At 51.3% G+C, this 24102-nt stretch carries 18 protein-coding genes and 1 pseudogene; 11 read left to right on the top strand and 8 right to left on the bottom strand.

Annotation, left to right across the window (positions count from 1 at the left end):
- Window positions 1–36: 36 nt before the first annotated feature.
- Window positions 37–1452, bottom strand: a complete 1416-nt coding sequence (gene pyk, locus RB298_RS33170; RefSeq protein ID WP_012819280.1) for a pyruvate kinase — start codon at window positions 1450–1452, stop codon at window positions 37–39.
- Window positions 1453–1626: 174 nt separating this feature from the next.
- Between pyk and RB298_RS33165 the strand changes: the two genes are divergently transcribed.
- The gene (locus RB298_RS33165; protein ID WP_096775124.1) at window positions 1627–2406 is read left to right on the top strand and encodes a helix-turn-helix transcriptional regulator; all 780 of its coding nucleotides are present in this window, start codon (window positions 1627–1629) and stop codon (window positions 2404–2406) included.
- Between the two features lie 45 nt (window positions 2407–2451).
- Here the strand turns inward: RB298_RS33165 and RB298_RS33160 are convergent, their stop codons facing one another.
- The 5 genes from RB298_RS33160 to RB298_RS33140 all read right to left on the bottom strand — a co-directional run bounded on the left by RB298_RS33160 (window position 2452) and on the right by RB298_RS33140 (window position 5711).
- Entirely contained in the window at window positions 2452–3408 is a 957-nt protein-coding gene (locus RB298_RS33160; protein ID WP_486050546.1) for an LCP family protein, read from the bottom strand.
- Between the two features lie 180 nt (window positions 3409–3588).
- Window positions 3589–4125: a phage tail protein gene (locus tag RB298_RS33155; protein ID WP_486050544.1), complete on the bottom strand. Its 537-nt coding sequence runs from the start codon at window positions 4123–4125 to the stop codon at window positions 3589–3591.
- Window positions 4126–4140: 15 nt separating this feature from the next.
- Entirely contained in the window at window positions 4141–4638 is a 498-nt protein-coding gene (locus RB298_RS33150; RefSeq protein WP_375120767.1) for a phage tail protein, read from the bottom strand.
- A 42-nt stretch (window positions 4639–4680) separates the two neighbouring features.
- On the bottom strand, window positions 4681–5190 hold the full coding sequence (locus tag RB298_RS33145; protein WP_486050542.1) for a phage tail protein: 510 nt from the start codon (window positions 5188–5190) through the stop codon (window positions 4681–4683).
- Window positions 5191–5237: 47 nt separating this feature from the next.
- A complete protein-coding gene (locus tag RB298_RS33140; RefSeq protein WP_375120764.1) occupies window positions 5238–5711 on the bottom strand; it encodes a GNAT family N-acetyltransferase in 474 nt (157 codons plus the stop codon).
- 386 nt (window positions 5712–6097) lie between these two features.
- On the opposite strand from RB298_RS33140, the gene RB298_RS33135 reads away from it, so the two are divergent.
- From RB298_RS33135 to RB298_RS33125, 3 genes and pseudogenes are all read left to right on the top strand, one after another.
- The gene (locus RB298_RS33135; protein ID WP_486050540.1) at window positions 6098–11467 is read left to right on the top strand and encodes a cadherin-like beta sandwich domain-containing protein; all 5370 of its coding nucleotides are present in this window, start codon (window positions 6098–6100) and stop codon (window positions 11465–11467) included.
- A gap of 156 nt (window positions 11468–11623) precedes the next feature.
- Complete coding sequence (locus tag RB298_RS33130; RefSeq protein WP_486050538.1) at window positions 11624–12373, top strand: MerR family transcriptional regulator; 750 nt, start codon at window positions 11624–11626, stop codon at window positions 12371–12373.
- Between the two features lie 340 nt (window positions 12374–12713).
- Window positions 12714–12920: pseudogene (locus RB298_RS33125) on the top strand (KGG domain-containing protein); the annotation flags it as partial.
- Window positions 12921–13060: 140 nt separating this feature from the next.
- Here RB298_RS33125 and RB298_RS33120 read toward each other — a convergent pair.
- The gene (locus RB298_RS33120; protein ID WP_009594357.1) at window positions 13061–13399 is read right to left on the bottom strand and encodes a winged helix-turn-helix transcriptional regulator; all 339 of its coding nucleotides are present in this window, start codon (window positions 13397–13399) and stop codon (window positions 13061–13063) included.
- Window positions 13400–13559: 160 nt separating this feature from the next.
- Between RB298_RS33120 and RB298_RS33115 the strand changes: the two genes are divergently transcribed.
- Window positions 13560–14498, top strand: a complete 939-nt coding sequence (locus RB298_RS33115) for an aldo/keto reductase family protein (RefSeq protein WP_486050536.1) — start codon at window positions 13560–13562, stop codon at window positions 14496–14498.
- A 281-nt stretch (window positions 14499–14779) separates the two neighbouring features.
- A complete protein-coding gene (locus tag RB298_RS33110; RefSeq protein WP_486050534.1) occupies window positions 14780–18838 on the top strand; it encodes a tail fiber protein in 4059 nt (1352 codons plus the stop codon).
- An 85-nt stretch (window positions 18839–18923) separates the two neighbouring features.
- Here RB298_RS33110 and RB298_RS33105 read toward each other — a convergent pair whose 3' ends face one another.
- Window positions 18924–19898, bottom strand: coding sequence for an aldo/keto reductase (locus RB298_RS33105; RefSeq protein ID WP_486050532.1), 975 nt, complete (start codon window positions 19896–19898; stop codon window positions 18924–18926).
- A 273-nt stretch (window positions 19899–20171) separates the two neighbouring features.
- On the opposite strand from RB298_RS33105, the gene RB298_RS33100 reads away from it, so the two are divergent.
- The 5 genes from RB298_RS33100 to RB298_RS33080 all read left to right on the top strand — a co-directional run bounded on the left by RB298_RS33100 (window position 20172) and on the right by RB298_RS33080 (window position 24041).
- Window positions 20172–20486, top strand: a complete 315-nt coding sequence (locus tag RB298_RS33100) for a hypothetical protein (RefSeq protein WP_096775129.1) — start codon at window positions 20172–20174, stop codon at window positions 20484–20486.
- A 196-nt stretch (window positions 20487–20682) separates the two neighbouring features.
- The gene (locus RB298_RS33095; RefSeq protein ID WP_486050530.1) at window positions 20683–21147 is read left to right on the top strand and encodes a DinB family protein; all 465 of its coding nucleotides are present in this window, start codon (window positions 20683–20685) and stop codon (window positions 21145–21147) included.
- A 129-nt stretch (window positions 21148–21276) separates the two neighbouring features.
- Window positions 21277–21786, top strand: a complete 510-nt coding sequence (locus tag RB298_RS33090) for a CYTH domain-containing protein (protein ID WP_213580401.1) — start codon at window positions 21277–21279, stop codon at window positions 21784–21786.
- Window positions 21787–22139: 353 nt separating this feature from the next.
- Window positions 22140–22811, top strand: coding sequence for a helix-turn-helix transcriptional regulator (locus RB298_RS33085; RefSeq protein WP_096775132.1), 672 nt, complete (start codon window positions 22140–22142; stop codon window positions 22809–22811).
- A 57-nt stretch (window positions 22812–22868) separates the two neighbouring features.
- Window positions 22869–24041 carry a MalY/PatB family protein gene (locus tag RB298_RS33080; protein ID WP_486050527.1) on the top strand — a complete coding sequence of 391 codons (1173 nt, stop codon included), beginning with the start codon at window positions 22869–22871 and terminating at the stop codon, window positions 24039–24041.
- The last annotated feature ends 61 nt before the right edge of the window (window positions 24042–24102 follow it).

Here is a 24102-nt window from a genome sequence, read left to right as displayed (position 1 = left end):
GCTTAAATCATCGGAGAGGTCTTGTTGCGTGTTTCGTTACACTTGCAGAACCTTAATCAGATTCGTGTTGCCGGATTGACCGATCGGCACGCCGGCAGACAATACGATAATGTCGCCTTTTTCGATGTAGCCTGTCTTGATGGCGTTGCGGGTCGCGGACTCGAACATTTCGTCCGTTGTGGTAACCTTGTCGCCTTTTACCGGGATGACGCCGGAGAGCAGGCAGATTTTGGCCAGCACTTCTTCATGCTGCGTGACGGCGATGATCGGTGCTTCCGGACGATATTTCGAAATCATCCGCGCCGTAAATCCGCTCTCCGTTGACGTAATGATGGCTTTGGCATTCAGCACGAGGGAAGAGCTGACCGCGCCTTGGCTGATGACCTCGGTAATATCGGCTACTTGTTGTCTGGATTTGAAAGCGAACTGGTCCTTATAATCGATCATGGTCTCGGCGCGGCGGGCGACTGCCGCCATCGTACGCACGGATTCCACCGGATATTTGCCAGCGGCGGATTCTCCGGACAGCATGACCACGTCTGCGCCCTGGATCACGGCGTTCGCCACGTCGCTCACCTCGGAGCGGGTAGGGCGGGGATTGACCTGCATCGATTCCAGCATATGCGTTGCCACGATAACCGGCTTGCCTGCCAGATTGCATTTATCGATCATTTCTTTCTGCATCATCGGCACTTCTTCGATCGGCACTTCGACGCCAAGGTCGCCGCGGGCAACCATGATCCCGTCGGAGGCTTCAATGATGTCGTCCAGGTTCTCCATGCCCTCTCCGTTTTCGATCTTGGAGATGATCTGCACATGCTCCGCGCCGCGTTCCTTCAGGATGCTGCGGATTTCGCGGATGTTGTCGCCATGGCGCACGAAAGATGCGGCAATGATCTCGATGTTGTTCTCCAGTCCGAAGCCGATATGCATGACGTCACGCTCGGTGACGCCGGGCAGCGTCGTTTTGATGCCGGGCAGGTTGACGCCTTTGCGCGGTTTGAGCACGCCGCCGCTGACGATTTTGCAAAGAATGTCCGGTCCGTCGACGCGAATGACGTTCAGGTCGACAAGGCCGTCATCGATCAAGATGCGGTCTCCCGGTTTCACGACTAGATTCAACTCGGCATAATTGACCGAGATGCGCTGGGCGTCTCCCAGTATTTCTTCGGTCGTCAGGATCAGTTCCTCACCCGGTTTCAGAAGGCAGGAAGCCTCTTTCAGCTTGCCGATCCGGACTTCGGGACCTTTAATGTCCATCATGATCGGGACATACGTGTTTAATTCGGATGCGGCCTGGCGAACATTCCGAATCCGGGCCACGTGATCCTCCGGCTCGCCATGTGCCATATTCAATCGGGCGACCGTCATCCCCTCCTGAATCATATTTTTCAACAGCTCGATGGAATCGCATGCCGGCCCCATCGTACAGATGATTTTTGTCTTAAGCATGGTTGGTTGTTCCTCCTTTGTATTTGCACCCTGCGGCATTTTGCAGCACTCGGGCTTCTAGAAATGTAAATCTCATGAACTACCCTAATGATCACATTGTAGCCTGTCTTGTCGAATCATGATATGAACTATAGTACAATGAATGGATTATAGTAATGCATATGAGGTGAAATTATGGTCACTCCGGTTGAAGTTCGGCAAATTAGCGGCGTCGATTGGTATGAGGAAGCAGACCATGGAAAGAGCGCATGGCGGCTAAGCGTGACGACCTATGGAAAATGCGTATATTGGGTGAATGGAGATAAGCAGATTATGGAGAAGGGGGAACTGCTGCTTATTCCGGCCGGCGTTCCGTATTACGGCAAAAGCATCCCTACCGTGACGCACACGCAAATGGTCGTTCAATGGACGGGAGAGCCGTCCACGGCTTTATCCGCGCTTGAACGGGAAGAAGCGTTGAAGCATAAGCCGGGCTGTTACGAATTGATCCACGAACGTTTGAAGGCGATCCACCAGCAGTGGCGGGAGCGCCCGTCTTATTATGCAATGATGATAGAAGCATTATTGACAGAAGTGTTGATTTATATCAGCCGAGAACTGGATCGGGGCGTTATCACGCCTGAGAAGCACTTGCATGCGGAACGGATGAAATCTTACATTGAGCGGCATTACCGGGAGAGAATAACGAAAGAGGAGCTCGGCGATGCCATCGGCAAAACGCCCAATTACGCTGCGGCGCTCTTCAAGAGCGTCACGGGACAGACGATCAGCCAGTACGTGCACGCCCAGCGGATGAAACGGGCAGCCTATCTGTTGACGGAATCGCAGCTGACGGTACAGGAGATTGCGGTATTTCTCGGCTATCAGGACCTCTCCTACTTCTACAGAATCTATAAGCGGTTCACAGGCAGCGCTCCGTCGGAGCTGCTGCATGAGCGTCCGCGGACGGTCTAGCCGAAAAAAAAGAGGGCATACGCCCTCTTCGTTTGCTTGCTGGCTTTATTCAGCGGCATCGCTTTCGAACAATTCCTTTACGTACTGCCGCAATTTGTTTTTATCCACGCCGAGCACCTGGGCCCGTCCGACCTTCTCGTTGGTTAACAGCGAGAACGGCGGGATCTGCTGCTGATCGACTTTGTCCAGGTTCACGTCAAACCCGAGCGCCATCAGCTTCAGCATTTCCTTCGGGCTTAAGTCCGTCTCGATATAAGGCGCGATCGAATCCAGGATGCCGGGCAGCTTGATGAGCGAGCTCGTGGTCTGCATTTTCTTGGCGACTTCCGTCATGAGAATCCGTTGTCTTTCGGTACGGGCAAAGTCGGACCTCGCATCGTGCCGGAACCGGACATACTGCAGCGCCATTTTGCCGTCGAGGTGCTGCAGCCCTTGTTTCAAATCGATGTCGTACATATGCTTGTCGGCTTTGCTTGTGTAATACATGTCTTTCTCTACTTCAATGTCGACCCCGCCGATGGCGTCGACCAGGGCGATGAATCCGACAAAATCGGTGTAAACATATTTATGTATAGGCAGGTCCAACAAATCGCCGATGGTCTGTCTGGTCAGCTCGATGCCGCCGTAAGCAAAAGCCGAATTCAGCCTTCCTTTGCCATGACCGGGGATGTCCACGTAAGTGTCCCGCAAAATCGAGAACAAATGGGCGCTTTTCGTAACGGGATCGATGGAGGCCACCAGCATGGTATCGGATCTTCCGGCATCGTCTCCCCGGGAGTCTCCTCCGATCAGAAGAATATTGACGCGTTCTTTGCCCTCCCACTTCGGAATTTCAATGACCTCTTCCTGTGCGGCCCCCGTGCTGCCCGTTGGCTTCACCGGATTCGAAGCGGTCGAGATTTGGTTTGAGAATTGTATGATAGCGTAGGTATAGTACGAGATAATCCCCAAGATTCCAACGGAAAATAAGAGCATGGCGTATTTGAACCATTTCCTTTTCATCGTTTCCTATAACATCCTTTCTATTAAACTGATTGCATAATGGACCATTCTAGCAAAATAATGAGCAAAAATCATATTTTCTTGAGAAAAGCGAGATTAGGTACCGATATAACGAAGTAGAAATGGTAGTAAAAAAGGGATGTGACAGCGTCACATCCCGAATTCTAGCAGCATAAGCCATTATCCCCTTGAAGGAAACTCTCCCTGAAGGCAAATGATGAAATTTTGAGCGATAAACGGCTGCATATTGTTATGCGGCTGCGAGCCCCCCGTCACGGAAAGTGCCATGGGTGACATTTGCATGTTTGGCGCAGGATCGAACATCTTGGTTTGCGGTGCGATTGGCGAGGCTTTCGGTGCCTGCGCCCAGAAATTCCCTGTAGGATCTGATTTGCTTCCCATGGCATCGATAGCCTGAGGCATGTGCGTGTGGGGAGGTATTTCGTTGCTGATAAGCGTAACGGTAGGGGAGCCGACCTTCGATCCCACGGTTCTTGGCGTGAGGCCTTGTCCGGCTCCTTGATTCATGGCGGCGCTGCCCATTAGATTCGGTAAGGCAAAGTTGGTTTTGCCGTCGCCGCCATATTGCACGCCAAGTATGGAGAACAGGGCGGTGTTTTGAGCAATGGGCAACAGTTGGCCGTTACATAAGGCCCAGCCTTTGGGAGCGAAGTTTCCTGCAAAGATTCGAATTTCTCCAATATAAGCTTCTGCCATTGTACTTACTCTCCTCTAATTTCGACTAGGGAATATCCCCGTAACGGCGATTGCATAATTCAGGACCAAGTACGGCTGCATGTTCGAATGCGGCTGACTTCCGCCGGATGTTGAAATAGACTGGGCATTCATCTGCACCATGGCGGCTGGTGGATCATATACGTTGTCTACGGCCGCCCAGGCGTTGCCTGCAGGGGAAACGGCGCTTGCCGTATTGGAAGATGCGGAAACCTGATGGGTATGCTGCGGCATTTCATTTTGATTTAACGTATGTTGTTCTTCCCCGGAGGACAGTCCAAGGGGGAGGGTTGAGCTCACATGAATCGGTACGCGTCCGCGGTAATCCGGAAGGGCGAAGGTATTGACGCCATCGCCGCCATATACGTTACCAAGTAAGGAGTAGAGGGCCTGATACCCATTGATCGGAAGGATTTGACCTTCACAATACATCCAGTTACGGGGAGCATATCCGTTGGCAAACAAGCGGATTTCTCCTACGAAAGGTTCTGACATTTCGTTTCCTCCTTCATTCACTGTCAAATATAGTACGAGAAATCAAGGTTGGGGAGGGAAGACCCCATATAAAGAAATAATGAATGAAATCGTAGTGGTCGGCATCATGTTGTCATGGGGTTGTCCTCCGCCAACGGAAGATAACAGCTGGGTATTCATGCCCACCGGCGTTTTTCCAGAACCATCGGAGAAGCTTCGTCTGGACGTCTGCCCCCAGATGGAGTTTTGAGGGGTACCCCCCACGGCGTTGGTTTGTCCGTTCGCATGGGGAATATGCGTGTGCTGAGGCATTTGATTAAGTGTCAAAGTAACGGATTCCGTGCCACCCTTTTCGCCAACAGGATGTGCGGCATTCTTATGGATCGGAATACGGCCCTGCAGATCGGGTAAGGCAAAGGTCGTTTGACCATCCCCGCCATATGTTGTGCCTAACAGTGCAAACAACGCTTCATTCTCCGAAATGGAAAGCAATTGCCCGTTGCATAATGCCCACCCTTGCGGGGCGAAATTGCCAGCGAACATGCGGATTTCGCCCAGATAAGATTCACTCATCCATAGTCACCTCATGATTTGATATTGTATATAGAAAGTCGGAGCCATCAGATAGCCCCTCTCCATTCCAGCCTCACATGGTATCCGTCAGATTCTAGCTTGCGGAAACCCAACCGTTCATACAGCCGCAGTGCAGGAGAGGTAGGGAGTACGCTTAGTGACAATAGGTTCTGCTGCTTTGTTGCCTCTGTCTGAAGTTCACGAATGAGAGAGGTACCGATCCCGCGATTTTGGAACTCGGGAAGAAGTGAAATATCGATTAAAGTGATCGTCGTCTTTTCTTTTTGGCGATTGACAATCATTCGGCCCGCCTTTTTATTATTCTGAAGCAGAATAGACTGCTCCGCCTTCGGAAACTGCATGGCATAAGAGTGCTGCTGTGCATTCCACTGCATGAGTAAGAACTGCTCGCGCATCATATCGTCCCAACCATGGGCCTCAACCTCAGCCTGGCGCGTACTACAGTACAAAAGGAACAAAAAGCTTCGATCATCAGGGGTAACGGGACGTTTTTGAATCATAAGGTTACCCTCCCGGTGACAGGATAATTTTGGTACATAGGAAGATTATAGCATCTCGCATTCGACAATAATATACAAATTTTTTTGGTAGAAAATGCTATAAAAATGGTTTACCGGAGCGGCAGGATGACATATATTTAGTAGGTGTTATTTCGTTTTTGGTAGATACGATTCTTCGGAGGTGATGGGCAAGCAGACTGTTTTCAAAATACAGCAGTTATCTAAAGCTGCCTGTCGAATTCTTGACACGATACGACACTTCATTTTTTTGAGATGGCCAGAGGGGAGATTCGCAATTGAATCCATTTTTTAATAGAATTCGTCGCGCTTTGTGTATGATTATGGTAGTTTTGCTTGTCATTGGCTCCCAGGGGTTGGCCCCCTGGATGCCAAAAACAGAGGCGGCTGCAACTTGGGCTGAAGGGGATATGTCACCTTTCAATGTAGACCATATCAGTTTCGGCAACGGTGTTTGGCTGGCCACGGGGATGGATCGATACTATATTTCAACGGACGGTTCTACCTGGGACGAGAGGTTTTATTCTGGAGCGGACAACTGCTCCGCACGCGCGACCGTATACTCCGGCGGCAAGTGGTATGTCGCATGTTATAACGGCGCAATTCTTTCCTCCGACAGCCTGGATAGCTGGATGGAGAGGACCGTGGTTCCTGAAGGGTTGTATAACATAACGTCAAACGGAACCACGCTGGTAGCTGTCGGCGGCAATGAGAACACTGGCGACGGCGTGCTGCTTACCTCAACGGATGGGGGAGTTACCTGGAGAAATAGTTTGCCTAATAACGATATCTGGTATTTGATCGATATCATATATGCCAATGGACAATTCATGACTGTCGGAGCTGATAAAAATTATAGCCCGGTGATATTGGTTTCTTCCGACGGCATGAACTGGAATCCGTTACATCCTCAAGGCCCAGTCCAGCCTATAAACGGCATCGCATACGGTGATGGCCATTACGTTGCGGTGGGATTTGGAGGAGAGATATATACCTCGGCAGATGGCGTCAGCTGGAATAATTCTCTAACGCCACCGAATGAAGTATCCGGCAATGATTTCTTCTCTGTGGCATACAGTAACGGGAAATTTTACGCAGTCGGCACAGAAGAATCCATCATTTCGTTCTCATTTGAGCAAGGACAATGGAACAAAGAATTGGAAACCCATGTGAATTATTCCGTTCAACTGACCAGCATAGAGGCAGCGAATGGAAGAGTCGTTGCGGTAGGAGAAGACGGGATATTCAAAACAGCCAATCTAATCCCTCCTCTGAGCAGCGAAAGCCGTCTTAGCGGGTTGCAAATTTCGCCTGTCGGGATACCGTTCAATCCGGACCAAGAGACATATATGATGCCGGTGCCGCACGGAACAACTGAAGTATCGGTGACACCGACGACGATGGACTCTGCGGCGACGCTCACAGTAAACGGCGCTAGTAGGGTTAGCGGAGCCGAAACAAAGATTCAGCTGGATGCCGACGGGAGTACGGATATCAACATCATCGTTACCGCACAAAATGGAATAACAACAACATACGACGTTAATGTAGTAGAACAAGCTCCTTCAAATAACGCATTTTTGCGTAACATTCAGCCAACAATGGGAAGTTTAAGCCCGGCGTTTAGCCAGAATCAATTTGATTACGAAGTAGCCGTTCCATATCCTGTCGTGGAGATCGGCATCACGCCGGAGCTAGCGGATTCACATGCCAGTTACACGCTGCACCTTGATGGCAAGGCTATAACCGATGCTGAAGCACAGCATATAAGTCTGCTTCCAGGAGTTCCGGGCGTACTGGAGATCGAAGTGACGGCGCAGAATGGCGTCGATCAGCAAAGCTATCAAGTCAACGTAAAGCGCGCATCCCCTGCAAAGGATGCAACCTTGAGCAGTTTATCGTTGAACGGGGCCATGGTGCAGGGGTTTCAGAGCAACAAGTTGGTATATAGCGAAAGCGTACCTTATACGACCGAGATGATCGATGTGAGTTGGATCATGCATGATCCGAATGCCGCCTATAAGGTCTTGGTTGGCGGCCAGGAGCAAGTCGGTGCAACCGAGATTAGCGACCTGTCCTTGATACCAGGCACACCGACAGAAATCACAATTGAAGTAACAGCGGAAGATCCGGCGGTTAAGGAGACGTATAAGCTTACGGTAACTCGTGCAGAACCTGCGAAGAACGCAGCGCTTAATAGCTTGACTATCGATGGAGCACTGGTGAATGGGTTTCAGAGCGATGGGTTAACGTATGCAGAGCATCTGCCTTTTACAAACGACTCTGTCGATGTAGATTGGGTTGCAAGCGATCCGAATGCGACTTACAAGGTGAGGGTTGACGGTCAAGAGGTTGCAAATGCACCCAACCCTTATACCCTGCCGCTGCTCCCTGGAGCCGATAAAGTGATTGAAATCGTGGTCACAGCTCAGGACACCCGTATTGAGAGGACTTACACATTAACCGTAACACGAGGAGAGCCGGCAACCGATGCTACGCTCAGCGGCTTGACCATAAACGGAATAGCGGTGAAGGATTTCCAAAGCGGGAAGACCGATTACACTGAGGATATTCCCTACACGATGGATGCAGTCCATGTCGATTGGACCGTAAATGATGTTCATGCTACTTACAAGATTAAGGTGGATGGGCAGGAGCAAGCCAACGTAACGCGGCTTGCGAACCTCCCATTGTCGCCGGGAACGCCAAAAGTCATTGAAATCGAGGTTACCGCCCAAGACACGAATGTGAAAATGACTTATCAGTTGCAGATTACACGTGCGAACCCTGCGACTGACGCAACGCTCAGCAGCATTAACATCGATGGGAATTTGTTGGATGGATTCCAGCGGGATCAATACAGTTATACGAAGACGGTTCCATATACGACAACTGCCGTAGATGTTGATTTTGCGCTCGGTGATCCATCAACAGCGACATTCGAAATCAAGCTGGATGGCGTGGATGTCGGCCAAAATCAGTTAAACGGGATCGCCTTGATACCGGGAACCGATAGAATGGTTGAAATCAAGGGTATAGCACAGGATCAAAGCGAGAAAATCTACAGGCTGACCCTGAAACGAGAGCTGCCGGCAACGGACGCAACGCTCGATAGCTTAAGGATCGACGGTCATTTGGTAGAAAATTTCCGAAGCGACCGCTTTGCGTATACTGTAGTCGTACCTTTTACACAGGAACTAATAGATGTCTCCTGGGTTTTGGGAGATCCTAATAGGGCGACGTTTAGGGTTTTGGAAGACGGTCAGGAAGCGAGTGGGAATGAGCTTTTCGATGTGATCCTGACTTCCGGCGTAACGAAGAAGATTGAAATCGAGGTCAAGGCACAGGATCCGAATGTAATCCAAACCTATACATTGAACGTGACCCGGGATCTGCCATCCAATAATGCCCTTCTAGGTTCGCTTGCCGTATCATCAGGCGCAAGCTTGGAGCCTTCATCTTTTGTGCCGACGATAGCTGAATATAAGGTGCAGGCGCTTGAGGATACGGATAGCTTTGCCATCACTCCTGTGCTGGCGGACACTACGGCATCCATTCGGATTACAGAAGGGACTAAAAATACTTCGTGGAATAGCGGAGAAGCATACGCCATTACCCTTGATAAGGGAGAGACGAAAGAGGTAGGAATTGTGGTCTTGGCGCAAGACAGCATAACCTCCCAAACGTATACGCTGCAAGTTTCGCGTGCGCCTTCTACCAATGCACTGCTCCGTGATATCCATATGACGGCAGGTACGCTTAATCCTGGGTTTGATCCTGCCGGCCAGGAATATGCACTGCTTGTTCCGTACATGGAGAACGAGGTAGGTATTACGCCTGTATTGGCTGATTCCAAGGCTTCCTTCCAGGCAAACGTGGACGGTCAGGCAGTGAATGAAGCCGAGTTGTCCAACTTGGTACTGATTCCTGGGGTGACTAGAGTGATCGAGATTCAAGTGACCGCACAAAACCAGGCCGTAACTGCATTGTATAAGTTAACGGTAACCCGGGCAGAGCCTGCGACGGATGCTGCACTTAGCAGCTTAAATGTGGACGGCGCATTGGTAGCGGGATTTCAGAGCGATGCTTTGGAATACACGGTTCATATGCCAACGGCCAAGTCCGCTATCAACGTGAATTGGACTTTGCGGGATGCTGTAAACGCAACATCGACGGTTAAGATCGACGGTAAACCAGTGAATGACTCCACGCTGGAGGATGTGGCATTGGTTCCTGGCGTAGCCAAAGTGATCGAGATTGAAGTGAAGGCGCAGGACGGAAGCACTCAAGTTTATAGGTTAACGGTTATTCGCGCCAAGGGAGTGGTTAATCCGCCGTCAGAACCATCCTCGCCTGCTCCGGGGCCAACTCCATTACTGCCTGTTCCGGTCAATGAAAAGGCGGAAATCGATGTAGATGGGGGCTTCAAAACTCCGGTTGCCGCGAAAATGATCATAGATCGAACAAAGGAGTCAGGCAAGATAACGGAAAAATTGACTTTGAATCATGAAAAGATCAAAGCGGCAATTCATGCGCTGCCATCTGCAAAAAATACGATCCGCCTGGTTATTCCGGATAAGAAGGACGAGGTAACGCGGCTAGATGTGAACATGCCTGCTGCAGTTTTAAAGGAACTTAGCGAAGCTAAGAAACGCCTGGAGATTTATACGGATCATGCTCGAATCCAGCTCTCACTAGAAACAATGAAAGGCCTGCTGGATTCATATTTCCGCATCGTTCCGGTCAGGGATGCACAGAAGCATACTGAAGTGCTTAACGGCGCATTGCAGGAAGAGTTTATTCAGCAATTCTCCCTCACCTCCAAGCCATTCGTGGTTGCAAGACCGATGGTCATTGAGACCAACCTGAGCAACAAGGAGGTTACGGTCGTGCTGCCGCTAAAAGACGTCACGCTACCGCAAAGCCTTGAGGAGCAGGAAGCATATGCGAAATCACTTGCCATATTTATTGAGCATAGCGACGAAGAACGCGAGCTGATCGCTGGAAGCCTTGTAGATTATGACAACAACGGCTTGATGGGGATTCAATTTACCGTCAAGAAGTTCAGCACGTTTGCCATTCTTAGCTGGCCTGGTCAAGATATGAATAAGCTTTTGAATGGGGCATCCGTAGGAAATCATGAGGCTTACATCCAGGGCTTTGCAGATGGAACGTTCCGGCCTGAGCAAGGCGTGACCCGTGAACAGCTTGCTGCCATGCTGGCACGGCTGCTTGGCGGCGAAACAGCGAAGATATCCGGCTTTACGGATGTGGGAGCAACGCATTGGGCAGCGGAAGCCATTGCTTTTGTCCAAGAACAAGGTCTGATGATTGGCGATCCGTCAGGCCAATTCGCGCCAGATCAAGAAGTGACGAGGGCAGAGCTTGCCGTCATAGCTGCACGGTATAAAGAGCTGAATGTGGTGAAGCAAGACAAGAGAGAGTTTACTGATGTTGCGTTAGAGCATTGGGCTATGGGAGCTATAACTGCTTCTAAGCAGGCCGGATTGCTGCAAGGTTATACCGATGGGTCATTCCGGCCTGACAGGAGTGTAACCCGCGCTGAGGCCGTAACCATTTTGAACAAGATGTTTGGGCGATATCCAATTGCGGGATTGCAGTTGTCTTCCTGGAAGGATGTCCCAACCGCGCATTGGGCATTTGGAGACATTGAGGAAGCTTCACGCAGCCATCAGTTTAAAGTGACAGGCGAAGGCATGGAGCAGATCATGGATTAATCCGTTTGTTGTGGTGCCGGGAATGTTTTTTGCAGAAGAGGGTTAAGTGGATGGTTACGTCTGCTTAATCCTTTTTTGCTTCACTTATTTCATTAAATCAAGGTTGACTCTCCTCCAAGGGGAGGCCTTAGACTGTAGATCGAAGGAGGGAACAGCATGCTGTACACGGTAAAAGAGGTTTCGGAACTGTCCGGGTTAACCATCAAGGCGCTGCATCATTATCACAAAATCGGACTGCTGCAGCCTGCCGAGATCAGCGATGCGGGGTATCGCTTGTACGGCGCGGCGGAACTGGAGCGCTTGCAGCAAATCCGGTTCTACAGGGAGATGGATTTTCCGCTGGAACAAATTAAAGAGCTGATGGAGGAAACGACGGATCGGCTCTCCATTCTCACGGAGCAGGAGAAGCTGCTCCTGGCCCGGTGGAATCGGCTGGAGCGCGTTCTGCAGACGTTGAGGCAGTCCATAGAATACGTTGGGGAGGGAAGACGAATGGAGCCGGAAGAAATGTTCAAAGGGTTTGATAGCGAAGAAGAGTGGAAGGATGCCTTGGCTGAGCAGAATCAACATTTGAAGGAGCGGTACGAGGTGGATTTGCTTGACGGTGCACCGATGGATGTTCCCAATGTGAACGAGCAAGCGAAGGAAGCGGCTGACTTCATGGCCGGCATGGCCAATGCTTTGAAAACGGGAATCAGGCACGATGATGAGCGTGTTCAAGATGCGATCCACGAACATTTGCGATTTATGAACGAGCATGGCCACGCTTTTACCGCCGCCGATTTTGCCGGGCAAACGAAGTTTTTCCTGCACGATGAATTCCATCTTCGGATGCTGGAAGAGCAGCAGACGGGGCTGGCTTATTATCTGCATGCGGCTGCAGAGGCGTATGCGAATCTGACGTAAATCCTATGATGAAGCCGCGCGAGCCGCGGCTTTTGTCATTTCTGACGCATACATGGATTCCGCATGAACCAGCCGGTACGGTTTCAGCGGCGAGGAGAGCCGCGAATGGCGCTGGGCGAACGGCCTGCTGCCAGACGGTACCGGCAATTTCGAATACGTGGCGAATCCGGCGGCTTATGGCGACGTTCCCGTATTAAATCCTCCCTCCAAACCAGCACTTTACGCTGGGAACAGGTCCTATGTGGTGAGCGAAGGAATCGAAAAGTAATGTTTAATTTTTTTCCGAAGGGTTAAATAGATGACGTAGCAGCAACAAAAAACAACTTAGGAGTGATGAACAATGGCTAACAACAACGGCAACAAAATGAGCAGAGAAGAAGCCGGACGCAAAGGCGGCGAAGCAACGGCCAAGAATCACGACAAGGAGTTTTACCAAGAAATCGGCCGTAAGGGCGGAGAGGCCACATCGGATTCCCACGATAAGGAGTTCTACGAGGAAATCGGCCGCAAAGGCGGAGAATCCCGCGGCAATCAAAACAATAACGATTAAATGAAGTCGACAATCTAAAAATAGCAAGCTTTTAACAAAGCAGCGGCGGTTCCCGTTAAACGGAATCCGCCGCTGCTTTTTTTTGAGCTAACCGTCGGGTTCGGATCGTTTGCCGGACGCTGTCAGCTATCTTGAATTTAAGTCCACCGTGCTGCCCACAGCTTCATTTCCTTGCAGATGACATGCAGGTCCATGCCCTTCGGCGTTAGGGTGTATTCCACCGTAACCGGAACGGTAGGGAATACTTCGCGCTCCAGCACGCCCTGTTCTTCCAAGTGGCGAAGCGTCGTGGTCAGCGCCCGCGGGCTGACATTCGGGATTTGCCGCTGCAGCTCGCCAAATCGTTTCGTGCCTCCAAAGAGCTCCCGAATGACGAGAAAAGCCCACTTTCCCCCTAGGACCAGCAGCGTTTTTTCGATATTGCATTCGATATGTTCGGGAGTTTTCGGTATGTAACTGCTCGCTTTATTTCCCATAACCATAGGCTCCTTCCGGTATTCTATTAACTATACTCCAGTATATCAGCTATCCTTCCTATAATATAGTGAAGAACTTTTCACTTCTTCCGTGGGAATAGGAACTACTTTAGAATAGTTCATGTAGCATCCAAGTTAATCTATTGAAGGAGGATTTGCCATGAAATACAGAAGATTAGGACGCACAGGTCTCAAGGTCAGTGAGGTCAGCTTGGGAAGCTGGCTTACATACGGAGGTTACGTTGAACGCGAGAATGCGGTTAACGCGATTAAAACGGCTTATGATCTGGGCATTAACTTCTTTGATACGGCGAATGTTTACGAGAAGGGCGCAGCCGAAGTATTGGTAGGCGAAACCTTGAAAGCGTATCCGCGCGAATCGTACGTGCTGGCCACGAAGGCCTTCTGGCCGATGGGTGACGGCCCGAACGACCGGGGTTTGTCCCGCAAGCACATTATGGAGCAGGCGCATGCCAGCTTGAAGCGCCTTGGCCATGATTACGTGGATATTTTCTACTGCCACCGCCATGATCCGGAAACGCCGCTGGACGAGACGCTTCGCGTGATCGACGACCTTGTTCGCCAGGGCAAGGTGCTCTATGTCGGCGTCAGCGAGTGGCAGGCATCGCAAATCGCGGAGGCATTGACGGTAGCGGATCGTTACCTCCTCGACCGCATCGTGGTCAATCAACCTATCTACAATATGTTTGAACGTTATATTGAAAAGGAAATCATTCCGCTCAGCGAGCGCTCCGGCATTGGGCAGGTCGTATTCTCCCCGCTGGCACAAGGCCTGCTGACAGGGAAATATACCTCTGCCTCCGATATTCCGGCTGACAGCCGTGCCGCGAAGCTGGAATGGATGCGCAAAGGCATTACCGAGGAGAAAATCGCGAAGGTTCGCGAGCTGGAGAAGATTGCGGCAGAGCTTGACGTGTCCGTGGGCAATCTGGCGCTTGCGTGGATTCTGCGTCAGCCGAACGTAGCCAGCGCACTGGTCGGCGCAAGCCGTCCGGAGCAGGTAACCGAGAATGCGAAGGCATCCGGTATCGAGCTTAGCGAAGATGTTCAGACTCGCATCGAGGAGATTCTGAAATAGGGAAGTAAATCGACTAAGAACTAAAACGTTATCGCATGGACCCTTGGGAATAAGAGAATCCGAGGGCAGTATGAAAGATTTATATAAGATGGCTTCTGACTTGGTTCAGGGGCCATCTTTTTTGCGTGTATATTTGGCTAATGGAGCCTCCCTCAATTAGAAGACATTTTCTTGTTGAATTATACGTTCCATCATTTATAATACTCCCTAGTAATGTTATAATACTTTCTAGTATTATATTACTGAAATAGGACAAATGCATTAGGGGGAGAAGTTGCAATATGCAAAAACGAAGGCGAATGGCATCCGCGAAATGGTTGAAGGTGATGTTGTCCATTCTAATAGGTTTAGAGGTTGTACTGGGTGTGCTCGCATCTCCGAAGACGGTTAAGGCGAATCCTCCAAACTCTCACTATCTCGGGGAGATCCGACTGTTTCCATACCATAACGGCCCCGAAGGGTGGATATACTGTGCAGGGCAGGAGCTGCCGTTAGGTCTCGAATATGTGGGTTTGTATTCATTTTTGGGGGACCAATTCGGAGGAGATGGCAGCAAGACGTTTGCAGTGCCTGATTTACGGGGAGAAGAACCCGTGCCGGGTATGGGGTACTATATAGCGGTTGAGGGATTAAACCCTAGGAACAATGGATTGACCTCCAATACGATGCTGGGGGAGCTTCGACTCTTTCCCTACTATATGGAGATGAATGATAACTGGGTGACGACGGATGGCCGCGCTTTAAGCAATTCTGACCCTCTGTACGGCATCTACGGCACTGCATTCGGCCAAGACTGGCAGGGCAGCTTTAAATTGCCGGAGATTGACCCTGTGCAGCCCAACATCCGGTATTTCGCCGCCAAGTCCGGGATCCAACCCAGTACGGCTGGTGCCGTATACATGGGCGAGACACGTCTGTTTCCTCTGGATATCCCTGCCCTCTCTTCTTTTAAGGCGGACGGTAAACTGCTGAATGTTGCCTCGAACATGGCGCTGTATGGCTTAATCGGCAACGCTTTCGGGGGATCGCCGGATCAAACGTTTGCGATTCCCGATCTTGGAGTCGATCCGCTGATAACGTATTATGTATTCCATACGGGAATCGTTCCTGTCTTGCAGCAGGTTCAACCCGTTAGCGTGCCGGATCAATATACGACGGCGGAGTCCACCATATTAAGCGTTCCTGCACCGGGTGTTCTGAAAAATGATTCCGATGCCATGATCGCCAACATCGTGGATCTGCCTGCTCATGGAAAGATCACATTTCATAAGAATGGCTCCTTTACCTATACGCCGGATGCCGATTTTGTTGGCACAGATTCTTTTACATATATCGCTAGCAACAATAACAAGAGCGGCAGCGTAACCAGCGTTACCATCCACGTGGCAGAGCCTGAATCCCGGATAAGCGGTGTAACCGATGGAGGAATTTATAATCACGAAGTGACGCCTGTTTATACCCATGGCACGGGAACGCTGGACGGGCAGCCCTTTGCCAGCGGTACGACCATCCGCAAAGATGGCCAGTATAGACTGGTCGTCGAGTCGCCTCGCGGAAAAACGGTCAAGGCCGATTTTGAGATCGACCAAACCGCGCCTTTGGTTTCAGGCGTGGCAGATGGAGGCCAATACGATCGGGAGCTGCAAATCTTCTTCAATGAAGGGAGCGCAACGCTCAATCAGCAAGCGTTTCGAAGCGGAGACAGGGTTAACACGGAAGGGGAATTCGATCTCGTCGTAACCGACCGTGCAGGGAATAAGGCTGAGGTTCATTTCTCGATCTATTTCCCTAAAACCGTGACGTTCGACAGCAACGGGGGGGCTCCCGTGGCAGATGAGGTCGTCCCTCATCATACAACGGCAACGAAGCCCGTTGATCCGATAAAACCCGGTTATGCCTTCGGGGGGTGGTATATGGATCGAATCTTTCAGCTTCCATTTGATTTTAAGACACCCATTCTGGCTAACCTGACGCTGTATGCCAAATGGAACGATGCGGATGCGCCTGTCGTGGTGGATCGGGCTCCTCTGCATCTGGCGGATGACGTGCCGATCGGGACGAAACTTGAATTCACGTTCGATGAACCCGTAACCGCAAGCAGCGGCAAATACATATCGATTATGAGAGCGGCGGACCATCAAAAGATCGAGTCGATCGACATAACCGATAGCTCCCGCGTCAGCGTGATCGACGAGAGGGTTGCGGTAAGTCTGACGCGACAGCTGTCGTATCTTACGCGTTATTACATCGAAATAGAGGAGGGTGCATTTCAGGATGCAGCAGGCAACCTCTATGCAGGCATGAAGGGCCCTGGAGATTGGAGCTTTACAACGGAGGCTGGGCCTGTCGCAGCACCGTTAGCACCTGCAAATTTGACGGCTACAGCAGGAGATGGAGAGGTGTCCTTACTGTGGTCCACCGTTACGGGTGCGACCTATTACGATATTTATTCCGGGACGGAGTCCGGCGTATACGGGAGCTCACCGATCGCAACGGTTACGGGTTCGACGTATTCGGCAGGGAATTTACTGAACGGAACGACTTATTATTTTGCGGTGAAAGCCGGTAACGTCGGGGGTTCCAGCGCATTTTCGGAAGAGGTGAGCGCAAGACCGGCCGGTGCCGAGATACCCGTTCCGGGCGATGCGGATTTAAGCGGATTAGCATTATCGCATGGAACGCTTGCTCCGGCATTCAACCCTGCTGTCACCAGCTACATTAGCCATGTTGGAAACCCTATAACGGAGATCCGCATAACGCCGAGCGTTTCCGATCCTAAGGCAACGGTGACGATAAACGGTAAGGCTGCCTCCGCCGGACAGGCATCAGATTCGATCAGCCTGGCGGTAGGAAGCAACAGCATTCATCTCGTGGTTACGGCTCAGAATGGATCTACGAAGACTTACGCGGTGGATGTGACCAGAGAGGCGGCCGCTTCACCTGAACCTGAACCGGAGCCCGGAAATCCTTCCAGTCCGGGGACGCCGGGGAGCGGATCAGGATCTTCGGAAGGTCAAGGACCTGGCGTAGATGGGAGTTCCCAAGCAGGTCAAGGGGCGGGCTCAGGGCAGAGCCCGTCAGGCAGCAGCCACGTCACGTCGTATATTAATGATGTATTGCTGACCGGCTTGATATCATCGGAGATAACGAAAGAGAACGGACAGACCCTGCTGACCGTCAAGATGAACGGAGACAGGCTCCAATCGCTGCTGGCACAGGATAAGAACAGCCGACTGATCGTCCGGCTGCGCGCCACGGAGGGGCTTGATCAAGCCGTGGTGGTTCTGGATGGCAAGTCAGCCAAAGCGCTTGAAGCAAGCGGAGCGATGATTGCCTTCGAGACCTTGGCAGGCAGCGTCCGTATTCCGGTTCAGGCCATTTCCGAACAGATCGGCAGTCTTGCCGGAACGAAGGAAGGCACGATTCAACTTGGGCTAGCCGATGGCAACGCCGCGATCAGCGCAAAGCTGAAGCGGGTCGGGAACGGGAAGTATTTTGGTGAACATTATGGCTCCATAGACGTTAGCGTAGCAGCCTATGATCAAGGAAAACGGCTGAGCGGAAATACCTATTCCTCTTATGTGGAGCTGGAAGTTCCCGTGGCAGAGGGGTCAGCTGCCATCGTGACAACGGCCGTCCTGCTGGATGATCAAGGGAAGGTTCATCACGCACCAACCCGGCTGGTTACGCGGGAAGGCCGTACTTACGCCATAATAAAAGGTTTATACAGCGGGACGTATGCTTTAATCAGCCACGACGAAGAATTATCGGATATGAAAGGCCATTGGGCCGAGGCGGCGGTGAACGAGATGGCGTCACGCCTTCTCGTTGGCGGCAGAGGCGCCGCCGGATTCCATCCGAATGAACCGGTAACCCGTGCGGAATTCGTCACCATGATGGTACGCTCGCTCGGTTTAACGGAGCAAAGCAATACAAGCACGTTTCAAGATGTAACTTCCCGGGACTGGTATGTGGGGGCCGTTTCGGCAGCAAGCGGGAGCGGACTCATACACGGTTATGCCGACGGGACTTTTTTGCCGAATGGCTTGATCTCCAGACAGGAGGCGATGGTTATTTTCGCAAGAGCGTTAAAGTTCGCTGAGGGTTCCCCAATGGTAGAGGCCATGGATTCGGAGGCTGTGCTGGCTGCTTTCCAAGACCGTGCCGAATTGGCAAGCTGGGCGAAGGCGGCTGCAGCCGAAGTGGTTCACAGCGGACTCATGAGCGGTTACGATGCCAAGCTGAGACCACGGAGTGATATGACCAGGGCGGAAACGGCAACGATTCTTCTACGGATGCTATCAGCTTCGGGGATGATCGGAGATATGCCGTCTAAATAGTGGTTTTCGAGTATAGAAGAAAAAGAGCTGCACCGAAGGGTCGTTGGTCCCGGAGCAGCTCTTTGTATTAGCGGAACATCGCAGCTTACCCCAGCCGATACGTCGCAAACGGCTTGGCATGAACAAAGCCGTCGCTGATTTCATCCAGGCTCGAACGCAGGGACTCGTCCAGCTTAATCTCGAGGCTTTTCAGGTTATCGTCCAGCTGTTCGGTCTTCGTAGCCCCGACGATGACGGTCGAGACGGCAGGGCGGTCCATCAGCCAGGCAATGGATAGCGCGCTGGGAGAATGGCCGTGCTCTGCTGCGAGCTGGTTTACTTGTTGACCGAGCTTCAGATTGTGTTCTTCAAGGAAGCGATTGAAGTTCGGGTCCGTTTCCGCGCGGGAGCCGGCAGGCTTGCTTGCGCCCTGACCGTATTTGCCGGTGAGAATGCCGCCGGCCAGCGGGAAATACGGAATGATGCCAACGCCCTGATCGAGACAGAGGGGGACAAGCTCCAGCTCCGGCGTACGGTCTGCCAGGGAATAACTCGTTTGGGTCGATACATAACGGGCATATCCGCGCAATTCGCTGATTCCGAGCGCCTTCATGATTTCCCAGGCGGCATAGTTGGAGGCGCCGATATATCTGACCTTGCCCGATGTTACCATGTCGTCCAGCGTGCGCAGGGTCTCCTCAAGGGGAGTGTCCGGATCAAACGTATGGATCTGATATAGGTCTACATAGTCGGTCTTCAGCCGCTTCAAGCTGTTCTCCAGCTCTTGCTGCAGATGATAGCGGGAGGAGCCCCGTTCGTTCGGTCCTTGGCCGTTCACGAGTCCGGCTTTCGTGGCTAATACGACGTTATGCCGTTTGCCGGCCAGCGCCTCACCGATGATGCGCTCGGATTCCGATCCGGCGTAAATATTGGCGGTATCGATGAAATTGATGCCACGGTCCAGCGCGTGATCCAGGATCCGGGTGGATGTTTCTTGATCGGCTCTTTTGCCAAAAGCGTTCGTGCCGAGCCCCAGCTCCGAAACCTTGAGGCCGCTGCTGCCAAGACGGCGATAATTCATGCTTAATCCCACTCCTCTATGTATAGATTTCCTATAGTATAAACATGATCCAAGAGGCGCTTCAAATGGATCGAACGCATAAAAGGTATGAAGATGTAAGATTCTACATCTTTTTTCGACAATATCTAAAAAAAGTGATTAACTTCCATACCATGAAATGGTAATATAGTCGTAGGAGAAAAGATTCGGATTAACCATGAGATTTACTGCTTAAGAACTACTTCGGATGTTGGAGTACGACTTCTTTTTTCACTAATCGTTGGAGTGTGAATCATGAAGATTTATCTGAAAAATGATGCTGGGGTAACGAAACAAGTGAAGGTAGGTTTTAGCTGGACGACGCTATTCTTTGCATTCTTCCCGGCATTGTTCCGAGGCGATCTGAAGTGGGCAGTCATCATGTTTATTATCTCTGCCGTAGTCGGTCCTTTTACATTGGGAATCGGGGCTTGGATCAGCGGAATCATATTCTCGTTCGTGTATAACAAGATATATATTAAGGAGCTGTTGGAGAAAGGCTACCGTCCTGCCACGGAGGAAGCTAGAGCCGTTCTTGAAAACAACCACATCATCGCTAGAGCGGCATAATTCTATTTGCATGCATAAAGCCTGGAACTGAGTGAATCTTTCATTCATAGCTCCAGGCTTTACTATATTCTTTAGCTAACGATGAAGCGATTCGTGACTAAATTCTAAAGGTAACGCGAATTGTCTTAGGACTCCTTGCGATAGGCAAAATAGTACGATAGGATAGTTACGTACGAATTGGAAGGGGGATTATGATATGAATGAAGCGATTTTCAACCAATTGGATTTTGCCAGAGGAGCAACCTTGAAATCGGTGGAACAACTAACGGAACAGGAAGCGGATATCATCCCGGAAGGATTCGCGAATAGCATTCGCTGGAATCTCGGGCACATCTACACCGTAACCGAGCAGTTCGCTTTTGCGACCGCGGGCGAGCAGCCGCGTCTTCCGGAAGGATTCGAGGCATGGTTTGCAACCGGAACCAAGCCGGCCGATTGGACGTCGAAGCCGCCTGCGCTGTCCGAGCTGGCAGAGCTTTTGCAGGAGCAAACCGCCCGAATCCGCGAAACCTTCTCGAATCGCCTGGACCAGGCCTCTGCCCACCCGCTGACGATCGGTCCCGTGACGTTCCAAACCGTCGGCGAGTTTCTTACGTTCAGCTTGTACCACGAAGGCATGCACACGCAGACGATCAAGGCTTATAGAAAATTGATAAAGTAATGCATGAACTCGAAGCGATAGAAGTATGCCCAGCGTATACCTTCTATTGCTTTTGATTTGTCGCTGGGGCTGCGGGTCCTTATAATGGAATCAGCAGACTGGGAATGACGAATGGAGGACATCACACTCATGGCGATTGAAATCGAACGCAAATACCTTCTGGAGGCTTATCCCGATGAGTTGATTCAGGAAGGAAGTATCGTGGTCGAGAAGGAGCAGTTCATCGAGCAGACGTATTTGGCATTGGATGGGGACCAGGAGCTGCGGGTCCGGAAAATAACGGATCTGACATCGGGTCGGCTCGAATTCACCCATACGTTCAAAAAAGGGTGGGGAATTGCCCGGGAAGAAGTTGAATATGCGATTTCCGAAGGTCTCTACGATCAGGTAGTCAAGGCGCATGGGGCGATTCCGTTGACCAAGAGACGGGTAACCGCCCGTTGGGGCAGCACGATCATCGAAATCGACGATTATGCGCAGATAAGCTTGCTAGTGCTGGAAGTCGAATTTCCTTCCCTGGAAGCCGCTGACGGCTTTGTGCCGCCGGCATGGTTCGGACGAGATATCAGCACGGACAAACAATACAGCAACAAAAAGGTATGGCGGGATCTGCAGCTTCAAGCAGGCAGGGAAGCCTGAGCGGAATAAGGCTCGAATAGGGCTCGAATAGGGCGGAAGGCGCTTGGGACAAGCGCGGTCAGTTCAGATGAGGGGGCAACGCCCTCACCATACGGTTGGAACAAAGGCTCTTGCGGCAGGTTCGCAAGAGCCTTTTACTATGGCATGCAGCAAACAGAGCGCGCAGCTATCGAGATACACCTTCGCCGGATGCCTGCTTATTCGAGCATTCGGACAGTCATCGACTTTTTTTGACAAAAATATTGTAAACGGTTTATTATTATAATATAATATTATCATGATAATTAATTATTATTTTTCAATGGACGATATCCATAAAAATGATGGCGTATCAGAGAAGGGAGAGGCTCTTTATGAATGAAAACCAGCAGCTGCTTGAAAGCTATTTTCCAATCGCTTCGTTTATCGCGGCGATCATCGGACCTCAATGCGAGGTGGTCGTGCACGATATCAGCGATCCGGAACGCTCTATCATCTTTATCGAGAACGGCCATATTAGTGGACGCCGGGTCGGCGATGCCTCCACCGACCTCGTGTTGAAGATTTTGAAGGCGGAGGCCTACCGCGAAGAGCAGTTCATCGCGAACTACAAAGCTTCCGGCGCTCGGGGGCAAACCTTCCGGTCGTCTACGTACTTTATTAAGAACGGAAGCGGCGAGCTGGTCGGTCTTATGTGCCTGAACATCGACATCACGCATATGGAGGTTGCCGCTGATTGGATCAACAGCATTTTGCGGGGAGGCTCGCTTACGCCGCCGGCCGCCCTGGATGCACCCAAGGAGGACAAACCTTCCACCGAATACCTCCAGGGGAACGTGGACGATTTGCTTCAGCACATCATCCAGACCGTCCTAGGCAAAATCAGCATTCCGGCGGACCGTTTATCTTCGAACGAGAAGATCGAGATTGTGAAGGAATTGAACGAACAGGGCGTATTCCTGCTAAAGGGCGGGGTTTCCAAGGTTGCCGCTGCTTTATCCATATCGGAGCCTACCGTGTATCGTTATTTGCAGAAGCTGAAATAAGCGGCCGTTTATCCTGTTAAACATGCATTGCATCCTGAGACAATGGAAGGTGACATCATGACATATAACTTTGACAAGGTCGTCAGCCGGTATGGAACGAACAGCGCCAAATGGGACGGCATGGCGCAGAGCATGGGGAACGACATGATCGCTCTCTCCGTGGCGGATATGGATCTGCCGGCACCGCCCATGGTGGTGGACAAGGTAGCGGAGGCGGCGCGTCACGGCATTTACGGATATACCGACCCGTTTCCGCCTTACTTCGAAGCGGTCCGTGCTTGGCTCGATAAGGCCTACGACTGGCAGGTCGAGCCCGAATGGATCGTGTTTTGTCCGCGCATTGTGCAGGCCGTTTCGGTCATTGTTCAGAAATTCGCGGAAGCCGGAGACAGGATTCTTGTCCACACGCCTGTTTATCAGCCTGTTGCGAAAGCGGTTACGCTAAACGGCCGGATATTGGTTGAAAGTCCGCTGGTGCTTGCGGACGGGCGATACGAGATCGATTTTGACGATATGGAACGACGGATGCAGGAAGGGATCAAGATAGTCCTGCTCATATCCCCCCACAATCCGGTGGGCCGCGTATGGACGAGGGAGGAGCTTGAACGCATGGCGGAGCTTTGCATCCGGTATGACGCACTGATTGTGTCCGATGACATCCATGCCGATTTCATTCATGAAGGTCACGAGCATACCGTCATCGCCAAGCTGTCCGAAGAGGTTGCGAACCGTTCCATAATCTGCACGTCGCCGGGCAAAACCTTTAACCTGGCGAGTCTCGAAATCGCCAACATCATCATTCCCAATGCTGCGCTGCGGGAGCAGTTTCAACAAGGTTTGCTGCAGGCGGGGATTCATAATCCCACATTCTTCGCCGTGCCCGCGCTGGAAATTGCGTATGCTTCGTGCGATGAATGGCTGACGGCGCTGCGCGCTTATATCAAAGACAATATTGCTTATGCTCAAAGCTTCATTGCCGATCATATGCCTGAGCTGAACGTCATCGATCCTGAAGGGACGTACCTGCTATGGATCGACTGTAAGGCAGTGAGCCGTCATGAAAAGGATCTGGTGGAGTGGATCCAGGAAAAGGCGCGCGTCAGCGTCAGCTTCGGCTCATCCTTCGGTCCCGGCGGTGAAGGCTATATCAGGGTCAACGTGGCTGCGCCGCGCCCTGTGTTGCAGGAAGGCCTGAAGCGGCTTGCCGCGGCTTATCCACTAAAGCGTTAACAACCATAGTCTAAGAGATCAGAAGGAATAAACTTCAAAGGCTTACCAACCTTATCACGCA

Origin of the sequence: Priestia sp. BR_2, assembly GCF_041954005.1 — a bacterium.
Lineage (GTDB): Bacteria > Bacillota > Bacilli > Paenibacillales > Paenibacillaceae > Paenibacillus_AQ > Paenibacillus_AQ lautus_A.
The sequence above is the reverse complement of the archived record's forward strand: the minus strand, read 5'-3'. Positions and strand labels throughout refer to the sequence as shown.

Coding starts and splice junctions, on each gene's coding strand:
- pyk (WP_012819280.1), bottom strand. CDS start 1,452: ATGCTTAAGACAAAAATCATCTGTACGATGGGGCCGGCATGCGATTCC.
- RB298_RS33165 (WP_096775124.1), top strand. CDS start 1,627: ATGGTCACTCCGGTTGAAGTTCGGCAAATTAGCGGCGTCGATTGGTAT.
- RB298_RS33160 (WP_486050546.1), bottom strand. CDS start 3,408: ATGAAAAGGAAATGGTTCAAATACGCCATGCTCTTATTTTCCGTTGGA.
- RB298_RS33155 (WP_486050544.1), bottom strand. CDS start 4,125: ATGGCAGAAGCTTATATTGGAGAAATTCGAATCTTTGCAGGAAACTTC.
- RB298_RS33150 (WP_375120767.1), bottom strand. CDS start 4,638: ATGTCAGAACCTTTCGTAGGAGAAATCCGCTTGTTTGCCAACGGATAT.
- RB298_RS33145 (WP_486050542.1), bottom strand. CDS start 5,190: ATGAGTGAATCTTATCTGGGCGAAATCCGCATGTTCGCTGGCAATTTC.
- RB298_RS33140 (WP_375120764.1), bottom strand. CDS start 5,711: ATGATTCAAAAACGTCCCGTTACCCCTGATGATCGAAGCTTTTTGTTC.
- RB298_RS33135 (WP_486050540.1), top strand. CDS start 6,098: ATGCCAAAAACAGAGGCGGCTGCAACTTGGGCTGAAGGGGATATGTCA.
- RB298_RS33130 (WP_486050538.1), top strand. CDS start 11,624: ATGCTGTACACGGTAAAAGAGGTTTCGGAACTGTCCGGGTTAACCATC.
- RB298_RS33120 (WP_009594357.1), bottom strand. CDS start 13,399: ATGGGAAATAAAGCGAGCAGTTACATACCGAAAACTCCCGAACATATC.
- RB298_RS33115 (WP_486050536.1), top strand. CDS start 13,560: ATGAAATACAGAAGATTAGGACGCACAGGTCTCAAGGTCAGTGAGGTC.
- RB298_RS33110 (WP_486050534.1), top strand. CDS start 14,780: ATGCAAAAACGAAGGCGAATGGCATCCGCGAAATGGTTGAAGGTGATG.
- RB298_RS33105 (WP_486050532.1), bottom strand. CDS start 19,898: ATGAATTATCGCCGTCTTGGCAGCAGCGGCCTCAAGGTTTCGGAGCTG.
- RB298_RS33100 (WP_096775129.1), top strand. CDS start 20,172: ATGAAGATTTATCTGAAAAATGATGCTGGGGTAACGAAACAAGTGAAG.
- RB298_RS33095 (WP_486050530.1), top strand. CDS start 20,683: ATGAATGAAGCGATTTTCAACCAATTGGATTTTGCCAGAGGAGCAACC.
- RB298_RS33090 (WP_213580401.1), top strand. CDS start 21,277: ATGGCGATTGAAATCGAACGCAAATACCTTCTGGAGGCTTATCCCGAT.
- RB298_RS33085 (WP_096775132.1), top strand. CDS start 22,140: ATGAATGAAAACCAGCAGCTGCTTGAAAGCTATTTTCCAATCGCTTCG.
- RB298_RS33080 (WP_486050527.1), top strand. CDS start 22,869: ATGACATATAACTTTGACAAGGTCGTCAGCCGGTATGGAACGAACAGC.